Genomic DNA, 20,607 nt, shown 5'->3' on the forward strand with positions numbered 1-20,607 from the left:
ATTTTATGGGCTTTATCATGAAACTCACAAGAAAAAAAATAAAAAATGATCTTAAAAAAAAATAAAGGCTCCACTCTCAGTGAAGCCTCTTAGAAATTTACTTTAAAAAAAGATTAGAATTTGTAAGCTACACCAACACGGAAATCATTGGTTTTGTAATTAACTTCAAATTTTTCCTTTGCAAATTTCTTTTTACCAAAATCGAAGTAACGATATTCTGCACGTACAATCACATTATCCAGCAACGCGAAATCAATACCACCACCAATAGTGTAACCAATCATTGTTTTGGTTTCATCGGTTAGATTTTTAGAAGAAATGGCGCCTCCATCTTCATTTTTAACCGATATTGATACAGTGTCTTGGAATTGCCCATAAGCAATACCACCAGCAAGATAAGGCATAAAGCGATCAGCAGCAAAACCGATCCGTACTCGTGTAGCACCACCCCAGTTTTGTTTGAAAGTGTGGCTTAAAGCTTCAACTTCATCCTCTTGGTCAAGACCAAGCTCAGAAGCTACCTTTTTCATCTGTTCTACACCGTATACACTGGAATCGCTCTTATTCTCTGCCACTTGGGCGCTTTGTGCGCCATGTCCAGCCACACTCTGTCCACCATGTGGGTGAGTACCGTGTGGGTAACTACCAGAACCATGTCCGTGATGTGAGCCGTGCGGATTAGCATTACTTCCGTTACCATAGGCACTAGAATGACCTCCGTGTTGGGCTCCACCTGTTCCATTGGAAACGTTTGTTTCTGATCCAGATGCTCCTGATCTCGCTAATTTTAGTCCCGCACTCGGTATTGTTTTTTCTGCTGCTGTTTTTACTATTGGCCGATTTGATTCTGTTCCTGTTGATGAAACACTTAAGGATACTGGTTTTTTTTCAACCGTTTGAACGGGAGTTGATGTTACAGAGGTTCTGGATTCATTTACTCTCGCTTCTAGTTGCTGTCCGCCTGTGTCTGATCTTGCCAACGAGAGTGATGCTGATCGCTCTGAAGCTCCAGCCTCTGTGTTGGAGGATGATGGCTTAGGTGCAACTGGTTGCGGTCCACTTACCCCACTTACCGATGACGTTAATTGCATCCTGTTTGTTCCAGTGTCGGAGGATCCCGGTTTAGATCCAGGAGCAGATTGTGCTGAACTCTTTAACGCTGTATCTCCCACTGATTTTGTTTGAGATTCTGTCACTTCGTTAGAGGAAGTTTGTGGTCCTGCAGGTGTTGGCGAGCCCAATGCTACGCTCCCCTCCACTGATTTTTCTCCTGTTGCGGGACTAACACTTTTTGTCGATCCTTTTGGTAAGTTCCCTGTTGCTTTTAGTAGCTGAGTTGGTGAAGCTGGTCTCGTTGCAACTGGTTTCACTGCAACTGGTTTCGCTGCAACTGGTTTCGCTGCAACTGGTTTCGCTACCGGAGGTGCCGATGCTGCTGATCTGCGAGATCTTCCTACTGTATTCTCTACTGTAGTGCTATCAGCTGCACCTATAGTAATAGTCTTTGTGTGTTTTTTCCCAGATAGCATTAAATCTGTATCGATACTAAAAATGAAGTTATCACCAAGATCAATATTAGAACCTGCATAAAAACCACCGATAAAACCTGAAAGTTTAGGAGAGACCTCTTTATCCAGTGGAAAACTTTTATCTTGATCAATAAGCGCCAGATCAGCTTTGCTCGAAAAACCACCAGCTTGAACACCTAAATAAAGACCTGTCCATGAAAAAGTAGGTACAACAATGGCAGAGGAAGTCGATGATGCTGGTTGTTGAAGAATCTGAACATCAGCAGCTAATGCTGTAGACGCTGAAATTAAAGAAAAAACAGATGCTGTTATTAAACGTTTTGTGTTCATAAAATCTCTCCAAATATCCAAAATGACATGTATATAGAGCATCTTTTTTGAAAGATCTGTAGCAAAAATGACACACTCACAAAAAAATAAAGAATTTTTTAAAATAAAGCTTCTTAACTATTTAGTGTTGAATCCAATGAGAATTTATAAACTAAATTACACTAAAAATTATGTGTATTAATAATTGGATTTATTTCCATTAAATTTTTACATGACTGTTAATGACAACATTCTTTGCAAATTTCTTTTTAGCTAATCTAAATAACGGTATTCTGGACTCAACAGAACATTATCTATCATTACAAAATCAACGCTAGCCCAAACTGTGAAACCAATCATTGCCTTTTTTAAAACCAAATACCATCAGAATTTCATCAAATAAAATACTCATAAAAAACTTTAGATTATTTGGGAAAATATCTCCATTCTTTTACATCATTCTGATTTATAAAGATAACTTATTTTATGTTAAATGAAAAAGCCTAATATTGTAGAATTCTCTCATTTAAAACCTGTTTATGGTAATTTAACCAAAACCCTGTATCTTATATGCCACAACAGGATTCGTGTGTATAAAAAACATTAAAACAAGACTAGAAGTGCCTCTATGAACACTCTTAACAGCCACAGTTTATCCGCACATTGGTGGCTAGCAAAGTGTATGATAATGCCAAGTATATGATCTGCTAAGTTGCTATTTTATTCAGCCTACTCTTTTTTATTAAGTGTAAAGGTGTGATATTCAATGAATTTTATATTATACTGTAGCTTTATCATTTTATTCCATTCACGGATACTGACATGAAGTGTGTATGATATACCTTGAGAAATATTTTTTTTAAATAAATGTATGAATACGCAAAAAAGTATACTCTGTTTAGGGCATTCTATTTTGCATGAGCGGTGTGATCCCTGTAGAGATAAGTAAGTGTAAAGCCAGATATGTTATGTGGTTATTGTTTGACTCAGTGTTTGATCAAAATCTAGAATATTTCTCCAATCTATTGTCGGTACGTTTTGTGCTTTATGGCGTTGTTTTTCTAACAAGGCTCGTGCTTTTGTCGTTGCCTGTAAATCAACCTATAATCCCAAGGCAGCCGTATGTTAGAAACAAAGATTGAAACAGTTTCATGTTTTACAAGCTATATCAGCCTTTGTACGCCAGATAGGAGAAAAATGGTATTGCGTATCTCTGTTTGTAATCTCTGAAACGAGAATGCAGCCTAATTTAAGAAGAATATAAAGACACAAAAACGAAAACCACTTCCCATCTTGTTGTCCTCCTTTAATTCGGCTTTATGATTTTCGAAAACCTCTAGAGCAATGTCTTTTTAAAAACGAAGATTACACATGTGCTTCACACTTTTGTTTATTGCATTCTTTAATGAGATTCGCTCCTAATGCAAAACAGAATGCTTCAAATGGGAAATATACTTGTATTGCCAATTCATGCGCTTACTTTAAAAAGGCATATCTCAAACCTCTCAAGTCCATTTCATAATGTTTCTTGTGGTGCAACAATGTTCGTAATGTAATAGTATTTGTTCATGAATAATATAAAATTTATAGAGCACGACCATCTTTATGCTTAATAAAAGAGAAAGTCGGAACCATCACACATTTCGCCAACTCTCAAATGTTGCCGATAATCCTTGACACTTGAAAGTATTAAGAGACATTTTTACATCTTTTCTAGTATTTTACCCCCACATTAGCCCCCTTTGTAACGTCACAAGAAAGTGATACAACGATTTTGATTGATTCAACATAAAATAAATTTTAAATGAGTGTATTCTACAATGCTCAGGACTCTCATTCAACATAAAAAACGATTAATTATTTTTATAAATCAATATATTGCCCCATTGCAAGATGCAATAAATAAAAACACAAGACAATGCGTCATCTTTATTATTTATCAGGCTCATTATTTATAAAAACATTGTTTTAAATACTTTTGAAAAATATAAAGCTAAATTAAAAGAAATAGACAAACTTTTTTCTTTGAAGTCTTATAATACAAAATGATATAATAAAAATAAAAGGAATTAAGAGAGATTAAAATAGATGGTTAATAAAACAAAGTCCTCGTTTAACGAGGACTTCATATTTTTTTGTGCCTATCGATTTTATTTTGATAAAATTAGAATTTGTAAGCAACACCAACACGGAAATCATTGGTTTTGTAGCTGAATTCATATTCATCATTTGCGAATTTCTTTTTACCAAAATCGGAGTAACGATATTCTGCACGCAACAGAACATTATCTGCCATTGCAAAGTCAACACCACCACCAATAGTGAAACCAACCATTGTTTTGGTATCATTAGCCCAAGTACCACCAGTCAAAACTACCTGGCTCGGCTGATCGTTCTGAGCTTTCTCTTGACTAACAGTTTGATTTCTTGTTCCTGCAACGGATTGAATGCCCTGTACCTGTGCATAGGCAATACCACCGGCAATATAAGGCATAACACGGTCAACAATAGCAAAACCGATACGAACACGTGTTGCACCAGACCATTTTTCTTTGTAACTATGCGTTTTCGTTAGTTTGTCTTGGGCTTTAAACCGTTGATCATCTTTTAATTCAACTTTAGCTTTTTCCAGGGCAGTATTAAATTTTGTTGCTTGATCCTCTGTAAGAGTCAATTCACCGACTTTTTTTGTTTCTTCACGGCCTGCCCAAACTGCATCAGTTTCAACACCTAAAATGATACCATTGCCGAGATCTACGTTAGATCCTGCATAAATACCACCTATGAAACCAGAAGGTGTAGGTGTGTTATCCTTTTTGAAAAGTTCTTTGTCTTCTCCTGAACTAGTTACTTTAGTTTTGCTTGAGAAGTTGCCAACTTGACCACCGATATAAAAACCTGTCCAAGAAAATGAAGGGACTGCCGCGATGACTGCTGGGGCTGTTTCACGAGGAATAATAACATCAGCAGCTTGTGCCGCAGAAGCTGAAATAAACGCGACAACAGAAGTCGCTATTAACGATTTTGTATTCATAATTTTGCTCCTAATTTATTTATGAGGCAGTGTTACAAAATTATAAAAAGAAAATCTGTAGTAAAAATGATACAGTCATAGAAAATGGAGAGGGGACCCAAAACAAAACCACTTCATTGCTTTGTTTTGCATGAAAAACTATAAATTAAATGTAAAAATAACCCATTGATTTTAAATGTGATTATTTTTTCCTTTATGAAAAAAACTTATTTAAGAAAATCTGAATAATACCTTTCCACACCCACAATAAATATGGGATATGTGATAATATAGCAACAGAAAAATAACAGAGGCTCTGTCAAAGACAGAGCCTTTTTATTATTTAACCGGCCATCTGTTAAAATTTGTAAGCAACACCAACACGGAAATCATTGGTTTTGTAAGAAGTCTCATATTTATCATTTGAGAATTTCTTTTTACCAAAATCTGAGTAACGATATTCCGCACGAACAATAATATTATTGGTCATTGCTAAATCAACACCAGCACCAAGAGTGTAACCAACAAGAGTCTTTTTTTCATCAGATAAAGTACCAGAAGCGATTACTTTATCTGAATCTTTATCCGTTATTGAAATCAACACACTATCTTGAAGCTGTGTATAAGCAATACCACCAGCAACATAAGGCATGATACGCTCAGCTGCAAAACCAATACGTACGCGTGTTGCGCCAGCCCACTTTTCTTTAAAAGTGAAACTATGTGTTCGTTTAACACCGTTTTTAAGTGCATCTTCACCAATATTAATTCCAGATTCTTTTAACATCCTCTTAATATAATCTGCATGATCTAGAGTAATAACATATGTTTTTCCTGTCTTCGTATCATCTTTATTAGACCACATGATATCTGTATCAGCACCTAAAATAAGGCCATTGCCGAGATCGATATTGGAACCTGCATAAATGCCCCCCATGAAACCAGATAGTTTAGGCAAAAAATCATCACTCACCGGAATCTTTTTTCCGTTAGCGAGAATATCCATTTTCGTTTTACCCGAAAAACCACCAATCTGCCCACCAAGGTAGAAACCTGTCCAAGAAAAAGATGGGGCAACAATAACGGGAGCAACAGGTGTTGGACTCGGAGGAGCAATAACATCCGCTGCCTGCGCCGCTGAAGCTGCAACAAAAGCGAAAGCAGAAGCTGTTATTAACCATTTCATATTCATATTTTCTCTCCATAGCTGAATATTTTTGAACACGTCATTTCATATAGAGCCCCTTCTCCAGATATCTGTAGTAAAAATGATACACTCATAAAAAAAACAAAAAGCTAATCACCACACCCTTAATTGTTTGATCCGTAATAAATGAAAATTAAACTATGCTAATGCATAATGTCGTTTTCTTATCACATTTACTCTTCCTTTATAAATTTCCCAAAAAACTGCATCATCCCACCCCTATCTGTAAAGTCTATGCTATTGATTATGGAAAATATTATATTTGATAATGTCGTTTATATTTCATCTGCAATATTAAAGATGCTCTTTTTACTATAAAGGAGCCAAAATCATTCCTATGTACATTACAAACAAGCAAGTGTGTGAGGATAAAATAGTTACAAAAAACTAAGCATGTCTTTTATGAACACTCTCAATATCAAGAACAACGAAGACTGTTATAATATTGAGAACAGGCAAACACTCTTTTTCCATTGAAATGCTACAAATAACATTTTTAGCTTCACCTTTCGCATCACCAAATCTGAATAGCTATTTGATTGTTTTTTCATCATTGAAAAGCATGCTTGTATCGCACAAACAAGACTTCCAATACTCCATGAATTGCAACAAGACCCCATAAAATTTTCTCATGCACGCTCTTTGTTTTTTAGGCATTTATTGTTTTTTTAAATCTTGACCATTTTTTTGCTTCTCTTAAACTTAGAAGAGCTTTGTTCACAACTTCAGTCTTACTTGTACTCTTTTATAGACTATATTATAAAAAAACGCTTATAAGACCAAACGCTGATGTGATAAACATTGAAACTTATATAAAAAGCTCTTTAAATCTGAAAAGATAAAAGGTCTTTCTTAAAGTTCTCAACCCATACTTTCTTTAAAAAGCATGAATTTGGCAAACACTCTGGCAGAAAAAATATTTTCTTTTATTTAGATCAAAATATTTTTAACCTCGTCGAAACACCTATCAAAAATCAAAAGTCAATCATTAATCTAGTTACTCCTCAACTTGTACGAAATATCCTTTCACATCCTGTCACTAGACAGCCTAGATTCTTGTCAACTGAATTTTTTTTGGTTTCTACTCATGTAATTCACTTAAATTAAAGACTCTTTCAACGAGTTCTGCAACACACCCTACTCCCTACTCTAAAAGAATTTATCAAGGAGCTTTATATGACTTATATAACCCCAGCTAAAATGACCGTATTTACAACCTAATAAAGTAACCCTAAATCTACAGATTATATTCGTCTAAATTCACGGACTTTATAACGAGCGATTGCCCTTATATTGTGTACTCTTTACCAACATCTACCTACTCATATCTTTTTCGAACACTATTTCTGGTCCTCATAGTGCACAATCAGAATCCCCTTTGCAAACAAATACCCCCCACTTTTTAAGTGATAAAAACATCTTACTTCTTCAACTCCCAAGCATATGTTACATTTCTTAATGTTGTTCTCTTACTTTTTAAAAACTCATTGGACCTCGTGTAAATAGGCTTGGCCGTCCTCTTCTCCCTCTAGGATTCTGGCCTCTTTTTTTACCAGAGTATGATACAGGTACCAACTCAACTGATGTTAAGCATTGGCCGTTATTTCCGCAAGAAAGTTCTATTTGAAAAACTTCAGATAAAATCTTGCTAAGCTGTTCACCAAAAAAGTGATCTCTCGAAGCAGATGTATTCTGTATAAACTTTTGAGAAGACAAAAAAGGAGAACCCTGAGCTACAGAAATTGAAACAAAAGTAGCAAAAGTTGTCATAAAATATTTTATATTCATAAATCTAACCTCATAAAATATCCATAATGAATTTTATCTAGTGCTTTCATTAAAAGTTTCCAGAAAAAATAATATGTTTATAGATAAAAAATGAGAATCCTTAAAAACAAAGCTTTCGAAGATTTTAATTTTAAAATAAATGCAAATTGTCCTGCTCTGCAAACATAGAAATCACTTGTTTGAAAATAAATTAAAGATATGAAGTATCCTCTAAGGATAATAAACTACATAAATCCTACCTCAATATATTGATTTATTTATAATTTAAAATACATTCCTATTGGATTAGCCCCCTAAATATCGCAAGATTCTTTTATTTCAAACTTTATTCATGATGCATTAAGCAAAATTATTTGCTTACACATCATAAATAAAGTTGACATATGGATAAAACACTTCAAAAAAGAAATTGCTTCTTATGAAGTCGTTTAAATACAAAACTATTGTAACATTTTGATTTAATAAAAAGCGCTACTGCTGACTTATTTCTAAAACATTTTTCCAAAAATCGTTCTTTGCATTGTTCAATATCATTGTGGTTACCTTTATATATTAAAGCCTTTAATCTACCATGTGTTTCAAGCTTCTCCTCAAAACTGCTTTTTTCAAATAAAAGCTGTTACAAACACAAAAAATATGAATTCATAAATGGTCTTTTATTGCCTAAACTTTAAAGAAACAGTACTTAAGAATGATATTATAACTCTTATCAGAAAAGATAAGAGGAAAAAATGTTCGGCATTATGAGCATTTTATCCTCTCGCATCAATAATTAACTTCATTTAAAAGCCAATTCTTAAAATTAGCTATGCGCAAAAATATCAACTTCCGCCCACCCTAAAAGGTCGAGTTTAGCTCTCATAGGCAAAAATTGAAAGCATGCTTTGGCAACACTTTCTCGCTTTTCACGTCTTAAACGTTCTTCCAATATAACCTTTAAACGATGCAAATATAACACATCTGATGCAGCATATTCAATTTGTGCCTGTGACAACGTTTCTGCCGCCCAATCCGAAGATTGTTGCTGTTTAGAAATATTCACATTTAGCAATTCATTACAAATTTCTTTCAAGCCATGACGATCTGTATAAGTACGCGTGAGTTTTGAAGCGATTTTTGTACAAAAAACAGCTTCTGGCATAACACCAAATGTATGCGCTAAAACAGCAAGATCAAAACGCCCAAAATGGAATATTTTGATAACTGTATTATCTTCAAGAAGCTTGACCAAATTAGGCGCACTCTTTTGTCCTTTAGCAATCTGTATAAGATCAGCAGTACCATCTCCAGAAGAAAGCTGAACAACACATAAACGATCACGATGCGGTTGTAACCCTAAAGTTTCGGTATCAATTGCAATAGCATCAGTTTTATAATTGTCTAAGTTTGGTAAATCACCTTGATGAACACGAATCTCAGCCATTTATCCTCCTATTTGCGAAAGCTGCAAGAATACGCGCCCAAGACCGCTGCCCCTTATGAAACGATTTTAAATTATACTTTTCATTGGGAGAATGAATACGATCATTATATAATGCAAATCCAACCAGAACAGATTCCATCTCAAGAATTTTCTGAAAATCTCCAACAACCGGAATTGATCCCCCCATAGCATCAAGTACAGCAGGATTGCTCCATTCTTGCGATAAAGCCTCTCTTGCTGCCTCAATAAAAGGTGAATCATAAGGAATTTGAATCGCAGAAGAACCACCATGCTCCTTAAATTTAACACTACAATCAGAAGGAACAAGGCTGTTCACGTAATGACGAAAAGCTTGGCGTATCTTCTCTGGATCTTGTTTATGCACTAAACGAAAAGATACCTTCGCATTCGCTTGAGAAGCGATAACCGTTTTGATTCCTTCTCCTTCATACCCACCACTAATTCCATTAATTTCTGCTGTAGGACGCGCCCATACAAGTTCTAAAATGCTCCGCCCTTTTTCACCAACAGGAACGGAAAGTCCTATAGGACCAAGAAAATTTTCAACCGTACAATTAAGCTCATTCCATGACTGTAAAATATGCGGAGGTGTTTCTTCAACCCCATCATAAAAACCTGGAAGCGTTATCCGACCATTGTCATCATGAAGTCCTGCTAAAATTTTCGTTAAAATATGAATAGGATTAGCTGCAACCCCTCCAAAAGCACCAGAATGCAAATCACGATTGGCTGCTGTAATCGTGACCTCTTCTCCTAAAATACCCCGAAGAGCAATACAAACAGATGGTGTATCTGTATTCCACATTGCTGTATCACAAACCAATGCATAATCAGCCTTAAGCTCATCCCTATTTTCTTTTAAAAAAGGAACAAGAGAAGAAGAACCACTTTCTTCCTCTCCCTCAAATAAAACAGTAACTTTAATGGGTAGCTGTCCTGTTTCTTTCTTAAACGCACGACACGCCTCAATAAAGGTCATGAGCTGACCTTTGTCATCGGAAGCTCCACGAGCACAAATAACTTGTTCTCCATCTCTTTCTTTTAAAGAAGGTGAAAATGGGTCACCCTCCCATAAATTCAGTGGATCAACAGGTTGAACATCATAATGTCCGTAAAATAACACATGCAAACAATCATCTGAAGGTCCTGGGTGATGCCCAACAACCATTGGATGCCCCGGTGTATCGCGGCGTGAAGCCTCAAAACCAATGCTTTTTAAATCTTCTACTAACCAATCAGCTGCTTGACGACATTCATCCTTATAAGCTGGGTCTGTAGAAATCGATTGAAAACGTAAAAGAGAAAAAAGGCGTTCAAGGCTCTTTTCCATATTCTCATCAAGATGTGTTAGTACTTTATTCAACATAAAAAAACTCTCAAGCCTTGTATATTCATAATAATTGTAAAAAAACTGACTTTAAGCCTCTTGTAGAATTTTGCAAGACACCTTATTCATTTTTGACACTGTGAGCAGTAAAAGCTTGAACGTCCAGCCTGTAAAATACGTAGAATAGGCGTTCCGCATTCCAAACATTCTTTACCTTCTCGTCCATAAACTGAAAAAGTATGTTGAAAATAACCAAGTGAACCATCAATATGCATATAATCACGTAACGAAGAGCCTCCAGATAAAACAGCTTCGGAAATTACATTGCGTATATTCTGCGCTAAGGAATCTGCAAATTCGCGTGCACGGGCCGTTTTTAATGCCAATGTAAATGCACCACGTTGTGGAGACAAACGACTCCTCCAAAGTGCTTCGCAAACATAAATATTTCCAAGTCCTGCGACAATAGACTGATCAAGTAAAATGCCTTTGAGAGAAATTTTTTTATTAACAAAAGCATTTTGTAAATAACGACCAGAAAACGAGTTACTCATAGGTTCAAGCCCTAACTTATTTAAAAGTGGATGTTCATAAAGCTTGTCCGTCTCGACTAAAAGCATAAACCCAAAGCGACGCACATCATTATAAATAAGATGATAAACTTCACCATTCCTTGTATGGATATCCATGACAAAATGGTCATGCTTAACCAATTTACTGGTCGTTGAAAAAGTTTTTCTTAAAAAATCATTCTCTATACGCCATGAACCAGACATCCCTAAATGGCTTAAAATTGTTTCATCTTGAGAAAGATGAAATAATAAATATTTTGCACGCCGGCCAAGTTCTATAATTGTCCTGCCGATAAGGCGCTCAGAAAAAGCCTCAGGAAAAGGAAAGCGCAAATCTCTACGATTAAGTTTGACAGATACTATCTTTGCACCAGTTACTACAGACTCAAGTCCACGACGAACTGTCTCTACTTCAGGAAGCTCAGGCATTACTCTTCTTTAATGATTTATGTTATGCACTTTATAATAATTTATGTAACTTCTAATCGTATCACTGGTAAATTTACTTTCTCTCCTCATAAAAAAATGAAATATCTCAATAGATTTGCTTTGTAAAAAACTCAGATTCTTATTGAGTGCATTTTACTTGGCTTCCTATTCATGCGATTTACTTCACTGATCTACAGTAAAGCCCTGCCTTCCACGTACTCTAAAAACACTTCAAGTGTCAAGGAAGCTTACAGACCCTCCCATCTCAAATGACAGTGTTTACGGCATAACAGGATGAAGCCCATTCACCCTTATGAAATACAGGAACCCTTATACCATCATGAGTAATGCCATCTATATCAATTTCACCAGAACCAATCATCCAGTCGATATGAATGACACTTTTATTACCACCACGTGCTGCAATCTCTTCTGACGTCAATGATTCTCCACCTAAAAAGCATTTGGAATAACACTGTCCTAAAGCAATATGACATGCAGCATTTTCATCAAATAAGGTGTTATAAAAAAGGAGGTTACTCTTAGAAATTGGTGAAGAATGAGGCACAAGGGCAACCTCGCCCAATCGGTTTGCACCCTCATCACTTTGCAAAACCTTCTGTAAAACTTCCTGGCCTGTTGATGCACAGGCTTCAACAATACGCCCCGCTTCAAAACGCACTTCAATATTATCAACCACTGTCCCTTGATAGGAAAGGGGCTTTGTTGAACGAACAAAGCCTTCAACCTTATGAGCATGAGGAGTCGTGAAAACTTCTTCTGTTGGAATATTAGGATTACAAACAACACCATTTTGAGCAATGGATGCACCACCATGCCATTCATGATCATCTGCCAAACCAACCGTTAAATCAGTCCCTGGCCCTGTGAAATGCAAAGCAGAAAAACGCTGCTCATTAAGCCAAGATGACCGTTTCTTCAAAGTTTCATTATGGACAGTCCACGCACGCACCGGATCTTCTTCTGTAACACGTGAAGCAGAAAAAATCGCATCAGCTAATTTCTTAATCGCCTCATTAAGGGGTAAAGAAGGAAACATCGCTTCAGCCCATCCTGCTGTTGGGTAAGCAACAATCGACCAATTGACAGCAAAATTCGATATTTTTTTGAGAGCAGGCTGGTAAGCTAACGAAGTAGCCTTATTCAAACGCGCAACCTTATCAAAATCTTGATTGGAAAGGAGCAAAGGATTATCACCAACGATCGCTAAACGTGCAGCCCCATTTTCAAAAGCCTTCGCCATCCCCTCATAGAGCCAAGAAGGAGCACAGTCAAAACTAGCCGTATGAGCATTTTCAAAACGTATAAGTGATAACAGATCATCACTAAAAATTGGTGTAATGATACCAGCACCAACTTTATAAGCATGATACGCAATACGTCGAACAAAAGGTAATGCTGAAACTGGAGCAGTTAAAATAAGATCCTGCCCCTCTTGTAAATTCAGTCCCACTTTTACCGTAATTTCTGCAAGACGATTAAGCATTTCAGGCGAAATCGTCTTATGAATATCAAAGCACATCACCAATACCCTTCTTTATTTAAATAAAATACGTTCTTTACGTCGTCATATTCTAAATTGTTTTCCAAGATCCTCTGAGATTACTTCCTCCATCTATATTTGTGAGTGTCATTATTGCTAAAGGGTTCCTTTAATTCATAAATCACAACGAATCTTTCTTTTATTATGCAAAAATTATCGGCTTATGTACCGTTTTTCTAACATTGCAACAATTGCATTTAACTGATCTGATGAAGGCAATGGCATAATCGACTTATTTTCCTCTCTCCTAACTAGATGTTGAGGTGCATAGGTGGGAATGGGAACTTTATCAAGCTGTACCACAGCAAAAGGCGTAGGATGTAATATCTTGGACTGTGCCACCTGTGTCGAAGGCGATGCCCCCTTTTCTGTTCTTATTCCCCTACTTTCTAAACTTTCATCCATAAAGCTTGGCGCATTACTAGAACGTTCTTGAGCAAAAGCATAAGCAACATCATAAGGGCGATTATTCGTAGGAACTTGAAGAGACCCATCACGTGATCGTTTTTCATAAAAAGCATTTCCTCCAGCAACATGGACATAGTGCATATTTCTGTAAGGAAAAGACAAACCAGCCGTATGAAAAAACTTAGCGTGTTTAACTTTTTTATCTCGTTCACCCCGTAAAACAGCATCAGCTGCCTCTCTCACGCGAGCAATAGATGCTCTCTCCGTCATAGGACGCGTTAAAACACCAGGAGCAAACTGCTTATATTGACCAACAACACCACAAATCGTCTTAGGAAAGGCAGTTGAATTAACACGATTCATAACAACCGTTCCAACGGCAATCATTCCTTCACGGCTTGTACGATTTGATTCAAAATACATCGCTCGCATAAGGCATTGGCGCTCTGTTAATGGATACGGAACTGTTTTTGTCTTATCATTATTTTCTTTTCTAGTATCTAAATGATTTGCAGCGCAGCCCACAACAACTAATGGTGCTATGCAACAAGTAACAAAAACATTCCAATGATTTTTTTTCATCTTATGTAATATATTCCTATTAATCTCTAAGCTATTCAAATTCTGAAATGAGCTTTAAATGTATGCTTAAATAAAGTACACAACTAAGTGTTACTACTCAGTAAAATACTAATACAAGCAGCTATAAAAAACATCTATGCAAAATAAAAAATAAAAAACTCTTAATTTATAGATCAATATTTTTGCTCTTCATAGGAAAACATAGATCATAATAATCTTCATGTTGCAATCCCAATAAATCATATGTTTCTCGAATACTCTCCACTCATTCTACATATGAAAAAGATTTGAGTACGACTGACACCAATATTGAAAAAATAATATAGATATCCCCTTTAATATAAACTTTAAAAAAATAATCAGAAAAAAAAATTTCTTTAGAAAATTTTCCCCCAATCACAATTTGAATGATAATATCATTCAATATATAAATATATCAAATCAAGAGTTAACAATCTTCCGTGCTACCTTGAAAAACCTTTTTTGCTTTTTTGTAATTTTTCATAATATATCTCTCATATTCTTCCTTTTTACAAAGACATATCTTAAGGTTTGTCATATCTATTTCACGTCAGCGCCCATGAAGATTATAACGATAAAGCCCTCCATGAATAAGATAAAATTTATAAAGCACCTTTATTTTTATGCTTATGAAGAAGAAAATCAGCACCATCACATTATTTCCCATCTCTTGGGTGTTGCTACAGCCCTTAGTACTTGAGAGTATTTATTAAGAGGTATTTTTACTCTTTTTTGTAGTGTTTTACCCCCATGCTAACCGTACTTGTGACGCGTCAAAGTATGATTTTATTGCTTCAACATAAAACAGGTTTGGAATGAGAGAATCCTATAATATTCAGACCTATCAGTGAATATGAAAAAACATAAACTATCTTTATATGGCTTATAGTATAGCTGTACTTTAAAAAATTCTTAATATATCTATAAGCTTAATTTTACACACCGAAGAAAAATTTGAATCTATTTTTTCTCATCTATCCCAACTTTATAAGTAAGATCATCACGAGGACGATCAAAAGACATATGATAACCCGTTATGATATAATGCAACATTTCAGCAATATTGGTAACATGATCACCAATTCGTTCAATATTTTTTAAACAAAACAGTAAGTGCGTACAAACTGTAATATTGCGCATATCTTCCATCATATACGTTAAAAGTTCACGAAAAAGAGAAGTATATAAAGCATCAATCTTTTCATCGCGCTCACGTACAGCATCAACGCGTTCTAATAGGCGACTCGTATAAGCATTTAAAACTTCTTTTAATTGATTAAGTGCTAAAGCTGTAATGGTTTCAAGTCCATGATAAAAGGAAGCGGATTGACGGATTTCTGAAAGTGCAACAGTCCTCTTAGCAATGTTTTTGGCCATATCCCCAATCCGCTCAAGATCAGAAGAAATACGAATAGCTCCAATAATTTCACGCAAATCAACAGCCATCGGTTGACGTTTGCAAATAATAGCAACCGCTTTTTCATCAATGTCACGTTCTGCTTCATCTAAAAACACATCATCGGCAATCACGGCCGTTGCAAGTTGAAGATCACTACACACAACCGATGCGATAGAACGTTCAATCATTCTTTCTGCATGGCTCCCCATTTCTGTAATTCTTGCTTTTAAATATTTTAGTTCTGCATCATAAGAACGGACAGTATGGTTCATAGACATATCTTATACTCCTTAATTCACCTATCCAAAACGCCCCGTAATATAATCTTGCGTTCGTTGTTCTTTTGGTGAGGTAAAGATCATTTCAGTCGCACCAACTTCCACCAAATGCCCTAAATGAAACATAGCTGTATATTGAGAAACACGTGCGGCTTGTTGCATGGAGTGTGTTACGATAACAATTGTATAATTTTGCCGCAACGCATCAATAAGCTCTTCAATCCGTGCCGTCGCAATGGGATCAAGTGCTGAACAGGGCTCATCCATCAAAATAACTTCAGGACTCACTGCAATGGCACGCGCAATACACAAACGCTGTTGTTGCCCTCCTGATAAACTTGTTCCAAGGTCATGAAGACGGTCTTTTACTTCTTCAAACAAACCAGCCTGCCTTAAACTCTTCTCAACCACATCATGAAGTTCAGAGCGTGTTTTAACTAAACCATGAATGCGTGGACCATACGCAACATTCTCAAATATAGATTTTGGAAAAGGACTAGGCTTTTGAAAAACCATTCCAACACGAGCACGCAATTCTACAACATCAATCCTCTGGTCATAAATATTTTCTCCATCTAAGGTAATAAAACCCGTTATTTTAGCACCTTTAATCGTATCATTCATACGATTAAAACAACGCAAAAAAGTCGATTTCCCACATCCTGATGGACCAATTAAAGCAGTCACTTGATGTTCAGGAATATCAAGCGTAATACCATGGAGCGCTTCTTTGTCTCCATAAGAAACCTTTACATCCTGACCACGCATTTTAATCTTCATTACAAAAACTCACCTTACAAAAATCTTATCAAAGTTGTTTTTTTATTAAAATTACTAGCGGCGTTCAAATCGTCGACGCAAAAAAACTGCAACAATATTCATGATCGCAAGAAAAATCATTAATACAATAATAGCCCCCGACGTCTTTTCAACAAAAGCGCGCTCTACTTCACCCGCCCACATAAAAATTTGAACAGGCAATGCCGTTGCTGGATCCATGGGAGTCGTAGGAATATTCACAACAAAAGCAACCATTCCAATCAAAAGTAAAGGTGCAGTTTCACCCAAAGCCTGGGCTATTCCAATAATTGTTCCTGTCAAAATACCTGGCGCGGCTAAAGGAACAACATGATGAAAAATCATTTGTGTTTTTGACGCCCCCAAACCTAAAGCTGCAGCACGAATAGAGAGAGGAACAGCACGCAGAGCAGAACGTGTTGCAATAATGATCGTGGGGAGTGTCATAAGTGCTAAAACAAGACCACCGACAAGAGAGGCTGAACGTGGCAATCCCCAAAAATTAACAAAAATAGAGAGTCCTAAAAGACCAAATACAATCGAAGGAACAGCTGCAAGATTATTGATATTAATTTCAATAAAATCTGTAAATTTATTTTTGCATGCATATTCTTCCAAATAAAGAGCCGTTGCTATGCCTATCGGGAGCGAAACCAATAAAACGATGCCTACCATATAAAGAGAACCAATTATCGCAACACCTAATCCCGCAGTTTCAGGACGACTTGAAGCACCACATGTAAAAAAACCAAAATTAAATGTTTTATAAAGCGTACCATCCTGCGCTAAACGGTTTATCCATTCTACTTGTCGATTAGAAACTTTACGATTTTTTTCTGCGATATGTAGATTAATTTGCCCCTTATAAGCAGAATCGATATCCGCAGCTGCCAAAACTTTGATTTTTTGCATTGTACCAATCAGTTTTGGATTCTTTGTCACCATTTCACGGAGTTGAACACGTACACCATTTGAAAACATACGGTCGATATCCCGCAGAGAGGCGCGATCATTGTGATCAACATCAAGTTTCTTCGCTAAAGCATTGCGTACAAGAAGCGGATAATTCGCGGTTATGAGGACTTGTGGATTTGTAGTACGTTGACCACTTGGATCAATAATCTTTTCATCCAAATAAATCGACAATGTCATTTGACTTTGAAAAAAAACTGTATAGCCTTGACTAATGATAGATAATAAAAGCGCAAATAAAAAAAACAAACCAATAAAAATGGCAATCAAACCATAAGCGCGAAAACGGCATTCAGCCCAATAGCGACGCTTCAGGCTAATATTGCGACGAGGCAAAAGAAGCTTTTCATTCATTCATATTGTTCCCGATATTTATGCACAATATAAAGAGCTAGAATATTCATCAAAAGTGTCATAACAAAGAGTGTCATCCCCAAGGCGAAAGCCACCAGAGTTTGTGGAGAGTTAAACTCAAAATCACCGGTCAATTGATTAACAATCTTAACAGTCATCGTAGTCATTGCTTCAAAAGGATTGAGTGTTAAGTTCGCAGCAACACCTGCCGCCAAAACGACAATCATTGTTTCCCCAATTGCACGCGATGCCGTCAACAAAATTGCCCCCATAATCCCTGGAAGCGCTGCTGGCATAACGACTTTCTTAATTGTTTCAGATTGCGTTGCTCCTAAACCATAAGAACCTTCACGTAAAATGCGTGGAACAGCCGTAATAACATCATCCGACAAAGAAGAAACAAAAGGAATCAACATAATTCCCATTACAACTCCGGCAGTCAAAACACTTTGTGCCATAATAAAACCAACCCCACCTGAGAGAGAAACAGAGAGATCACGTAAAAATGGCCCTACAACATTCAAAGCAAAAAAACCATAAACAATGGTTGGGATACCAGCAAGAACTTCCAACAATGGCTTCACAACTGCCCGCAACCGTGCAGAAGCATACTCAGCCATATAAAGAGCTGAAAATAATCCTATAGGTACAGCAAAAAGCAAGGCAACAAATGCAATATAAAGTGTACCAGCAAGGAGCGGTATTAAACCGAATTGTCCTATTTCACCGTTTGAATCATTCGCGGAAAAACGCGGATCCCAAACTGTTCCTAAAAAGAAATTTGAAAAGGATACAGATTGAAAAAAGCTTACTGTCTGAAAAAACATAGAAAGTGCAATGGCTATTGTCGTCAAAACTGCAACGATAGAAGCACAAACCAGTCCAATAATAATCAAAGATTCAACCTTATTACGCGCTCGTTGATGAGGAGCAATTTGCATAAATCCATAGATTAAACCAAAAGACGCAATAATAAAAAAGAAACTATGACCAATAACCTGAAGCTTTTCAAAAGAAAATACCCATGACTGTGCTATTTTAAACACATCATCCGAAACTTCTTGAGGTAAAATAATCCCCTTTGCAAATAACTGTGCCTGCACTTCCCTATAAGAAGCGGTAGAAAGATCCCCTTCAAAGCGATAAAGCATTCTGACGAGACTTCGAAGAGTCTCCCATAGTAGATCATGATTTATAGGTTTTGTTACATGCGCACTATAGGCCCCAAATTCTCGAGAGGCATTATATTCTAAATAAATTGTACTCCCAGCATCCCAAAAAATTAAAAAAATAACGGCCGGAATAACAGTAATCAAAAATGTCCACCAGCCATAATAATACGCACGAGAATGCATTTTATATTGTCTGTATTCAAGAGTGCGTGCTCGCATATAAGAAATACAAAAGCCACAAAACCCGAGACTTAATAACAGCAAAATAATGAAGGAAATTCGCATTTTATCTTTCAGTTTTTATAAAAAAATAGCACCGAAAACTTCTACTCCGGAAATCCAACAAATTATTCCCAGCAAGTTATTTCACCGTCATTACTCGACCAGCAGAAAAATTAGAACGCTGTACCTGACGCTCCTTTTCAGGAGAAACAATTAAACCATATTCAGCCAAAGGACCCTCTGGACCAATCATTTGATCAGAAAGAAAAAAATCAACATACTCTCGCAAACCTTGAACAATATTTAAATGTTCTTTCTTAATATAGAAAAAAAGAGGACGAGAAACTGGATATTGACCACTAGAAATCGTCTCAACGGTTGGCGGAAAACCATTAATATCGGCAACCTTTAGCCTATCAGCATTATTTTGATAAAAAGATAAACCCAAAATACCAACTCCTGTTTTATTAGAAGTTAGACGTGCAAACGTTTCTGAATAATCACCATCAATATCAACCGCTTTTCCATCTTTTCGTACCGCAATACAAGCTGCGTGTATCTCTTTATCATCCATCCCTAAAGACTTCATCGTCTCAACTGCTCCACTCTCTTTACAGCCTACAGCAAGTAATTTTTCTTCAAAAACTTCACGCGTTCCATGCTTTTCTCCAGGTATATACGCTGCTATCGTCCAATTAGGAAGAGTATTATTAACTGCATTCCATTTCGAAATATTATTGGGCTGCAACTTTCCATCTATGATAACTCGAGCAGCAAGAGCTTTATAAACATCCAGCGGCTGTAACTTCCAATCAGGTCCTTTAATATCTGTTGCAAAAACAATGCCATCATACCCAATGCGTATTTCCTCAACATCTTTTACGCCAGCATCAAAACAAGACTGTAATTCACTTGATTTCATTGCTCGCGAAGCATTAACAATATCAACAGTGTTTTCCCCAATACCACGGCAGAATTCCTTAATACCAGCTCCTGTTCCACCCGATTCGATAACAGGAACCTTAAAATGAGGATAAATCTCTCCAAATGTCTCAGCAACAATCTTTTGATAAGGTAAAACTGTAGATGAACCAGTAATCTGTATTTGATCACGTGCATTGCCTACATTTGCTGACAGTAGCAATGCAAAAACCAATCCTACTCCCATTGCTAATCCTCTGCTCATCTATAGACTCCCTAAAATTGAGGAAAAAACCTC

At 36.5% G+C, this 20,607-nt stretch carries 14 protein-coding genes; all 14 read right to left on the minus strand.

Annotated elements, in window-relative coordinates; genetic code table 11:
• Window positions 1-113: 113 nt before the first annotated feature.
• Window positions 114-1,859 (minus strand): outer membrane protein, encoded by a 1,746-nt coding sequence (locus MCY_RS06730; RefSeq protein WP_007347618.1) that lies wholly within the window; start codon window positions 1,857-1,859, stop codon window positions 114-116.
• Between the two features lie 2,143 nt (window positions 1,860-4,002).
• Window positions 4,003-4,872, minus strand: coding sequence for an outer membrane protein (locus MCY_RS06735; RefSeq protein ID WP_007347619.1), 870 nt, complete (start codon window positions 4,870-4,872; stop codon window positions 4,003-4,005).
• A gap of 337 nt (window positions 4,873-5,209) precedes the next feature.
• On the minus strand, window positions 5,210-6,043 hold the full coding sequence (locus MCY_RS06740) for an outer membrane protein (RefSeq protein WP_007347620.1): 834 nt from the start codon (window positions 6,041-6,043) through the stop codon (window positions 5,210-5,212).
• 1,491 nt (window positions 6,044-7,534) lie between these two features.
• The gene (locus MCY_RS06745; protein WP_007347621.1) at window positions 7,535-7,846 is read right to left on the minus strand and encodes a hypothetical protein; all 312 of its coding nucleotides are present in this window, start codon (window positions 7,844-7,846) and stop codon (window positions 7,535-7,537) included.
• Window positions 7,847-8,648: 802 nt separating this feature from the next.
• Window positions 8,649-9,269, minus strand: coding sequence for a ribonuclease D (locus MCY_RS06750; RefSeq protein WP_007347622.1), 621 nt, complete (start codon window positions 9,267-9,269; stop codon window positions 8,649-8,651).
• The gene (locus tag MCY_RS06755) at window positions 9,262-10,656 is read right to left on the minus strand and encodes a M20/M25/M40 family metallo-hydrolase (RefSeq protein WP_007347623.1); all 1,395 of its coding nucleotides are present in this window, start codon (window positions 10,654-10,656) and stop codon (window positions 9,262-9,264) included. Before MCY_RS06755 ends, MCY_RS06750 begins: the two co-directional genes overlap by 8 nt.
• An 86-nt stretch (window positions 10,657-10,742) precedes the next feature.
• The gene (gene mutM / locus MCY_RS06760) at window positions 10,743-11,618 is read right to left on the minus strand and encodes a bifunctional DNA-formamidopyrimidine glycosylase/DNA-(apurinic or apyrimidinic site) lyase (protein ID WP_007347624.1); all 876 of its coding nucleotides are present in this window, start codon (window positions 11,616-11,618) and stop codon (window positions 10,743-10,745) included.
• A gap of 265 nt (window positions 11,619-11,883) precedes the next feature.
• On the minus strand, window positions 11,884-13,161 hold the full coding sequence (locus MCY_RS06765; protein ID WP_007347625.1) for an aminopeptidase: 1,278 nt from the start codon (window positions 13,159-13,161) through the stop codon (window positions 11,884-11,886).
• A gap of 174 nt (window positions 13,162-13,335) precedes the next feature.
• A complete protein-coding gene (locus MCY_RS06770; protein ID WP_007347626.1) occupies window positions 13,336-14,172 on the minus strand; it encodes a cell wall hydrolase in 837 nt (278 codons plus the stop codon).
• A 981-nt stretch (window positions 14,173-15,153) separates the two neighbouring features.
• A complete protein-coding gene (gene phoU, locus MCY_RS06775; RefSeq protein WP_007347627.1) occupies window positions 15,154-15,870 on the minus strand; it encodes a phosphate signaling complex protein PhoU in 717 nt (238 codons plus the stop codon).
• 21 nt (window positions 15,871-15,891) lie between these two features.
• Entirely contained in the window at window positions 15,892-16,650 is a 759-nt protein-coding gene (gene pstB, locus MCY_RS06780; protein ID WP_007347628.1) for a phosphate ABC transporter ATP-binding protein PstB, read from the minus strand.
• Window positions 16,651-16,704: 54 nt separating this feature from the next.
• A complete protein-coding gene (pstA, locus tag MCY_RS06785) occupies window positions 16,705-17,994 on the minus strand; it encodes a phosphate ABC transporter permease PstA (RefSeq protein ID WP_007347629.1) in 1,290 nt (429 codons plus the stop codon).
• A complete protein-coding gene (gene pstC / locus MCY_RS06790) occupies window positions 17,991-19,451 on the minus strand; it encodes a phosphate ABC transporter permease subunit PstC (protein ID WP_007347630.1) in 1,461 nt (486 codons plus the stop codon). Before pstC ends, pstA begins: the two co-directional genes overlap by 4 nt.
• Window positions 19,452-19,527: 76 nt before the next feature.
• Entirely contained in the window at window positions 19,528-20,574 is a 1,047-nt protein-coding gene (locus tag MCY_RS06795) for a PstS family phosphate ABC transporter substrate-binding protein (protein WP_007347631.1), read from the minus strand.
• Between the last annotated feature and the right edge of the window lie 33 nt (window positions 20,575-20,607).

The organism is Bartonella rattimassiliensis 15908, from assembly GCF_000278215.1.
Lineage (GTDB): Bacteria > Pseudomonadota > Alphaproteobacteria > Rhizobiales > Rhizobiaceae > Bartonella > Bartonella rattimassiliensis.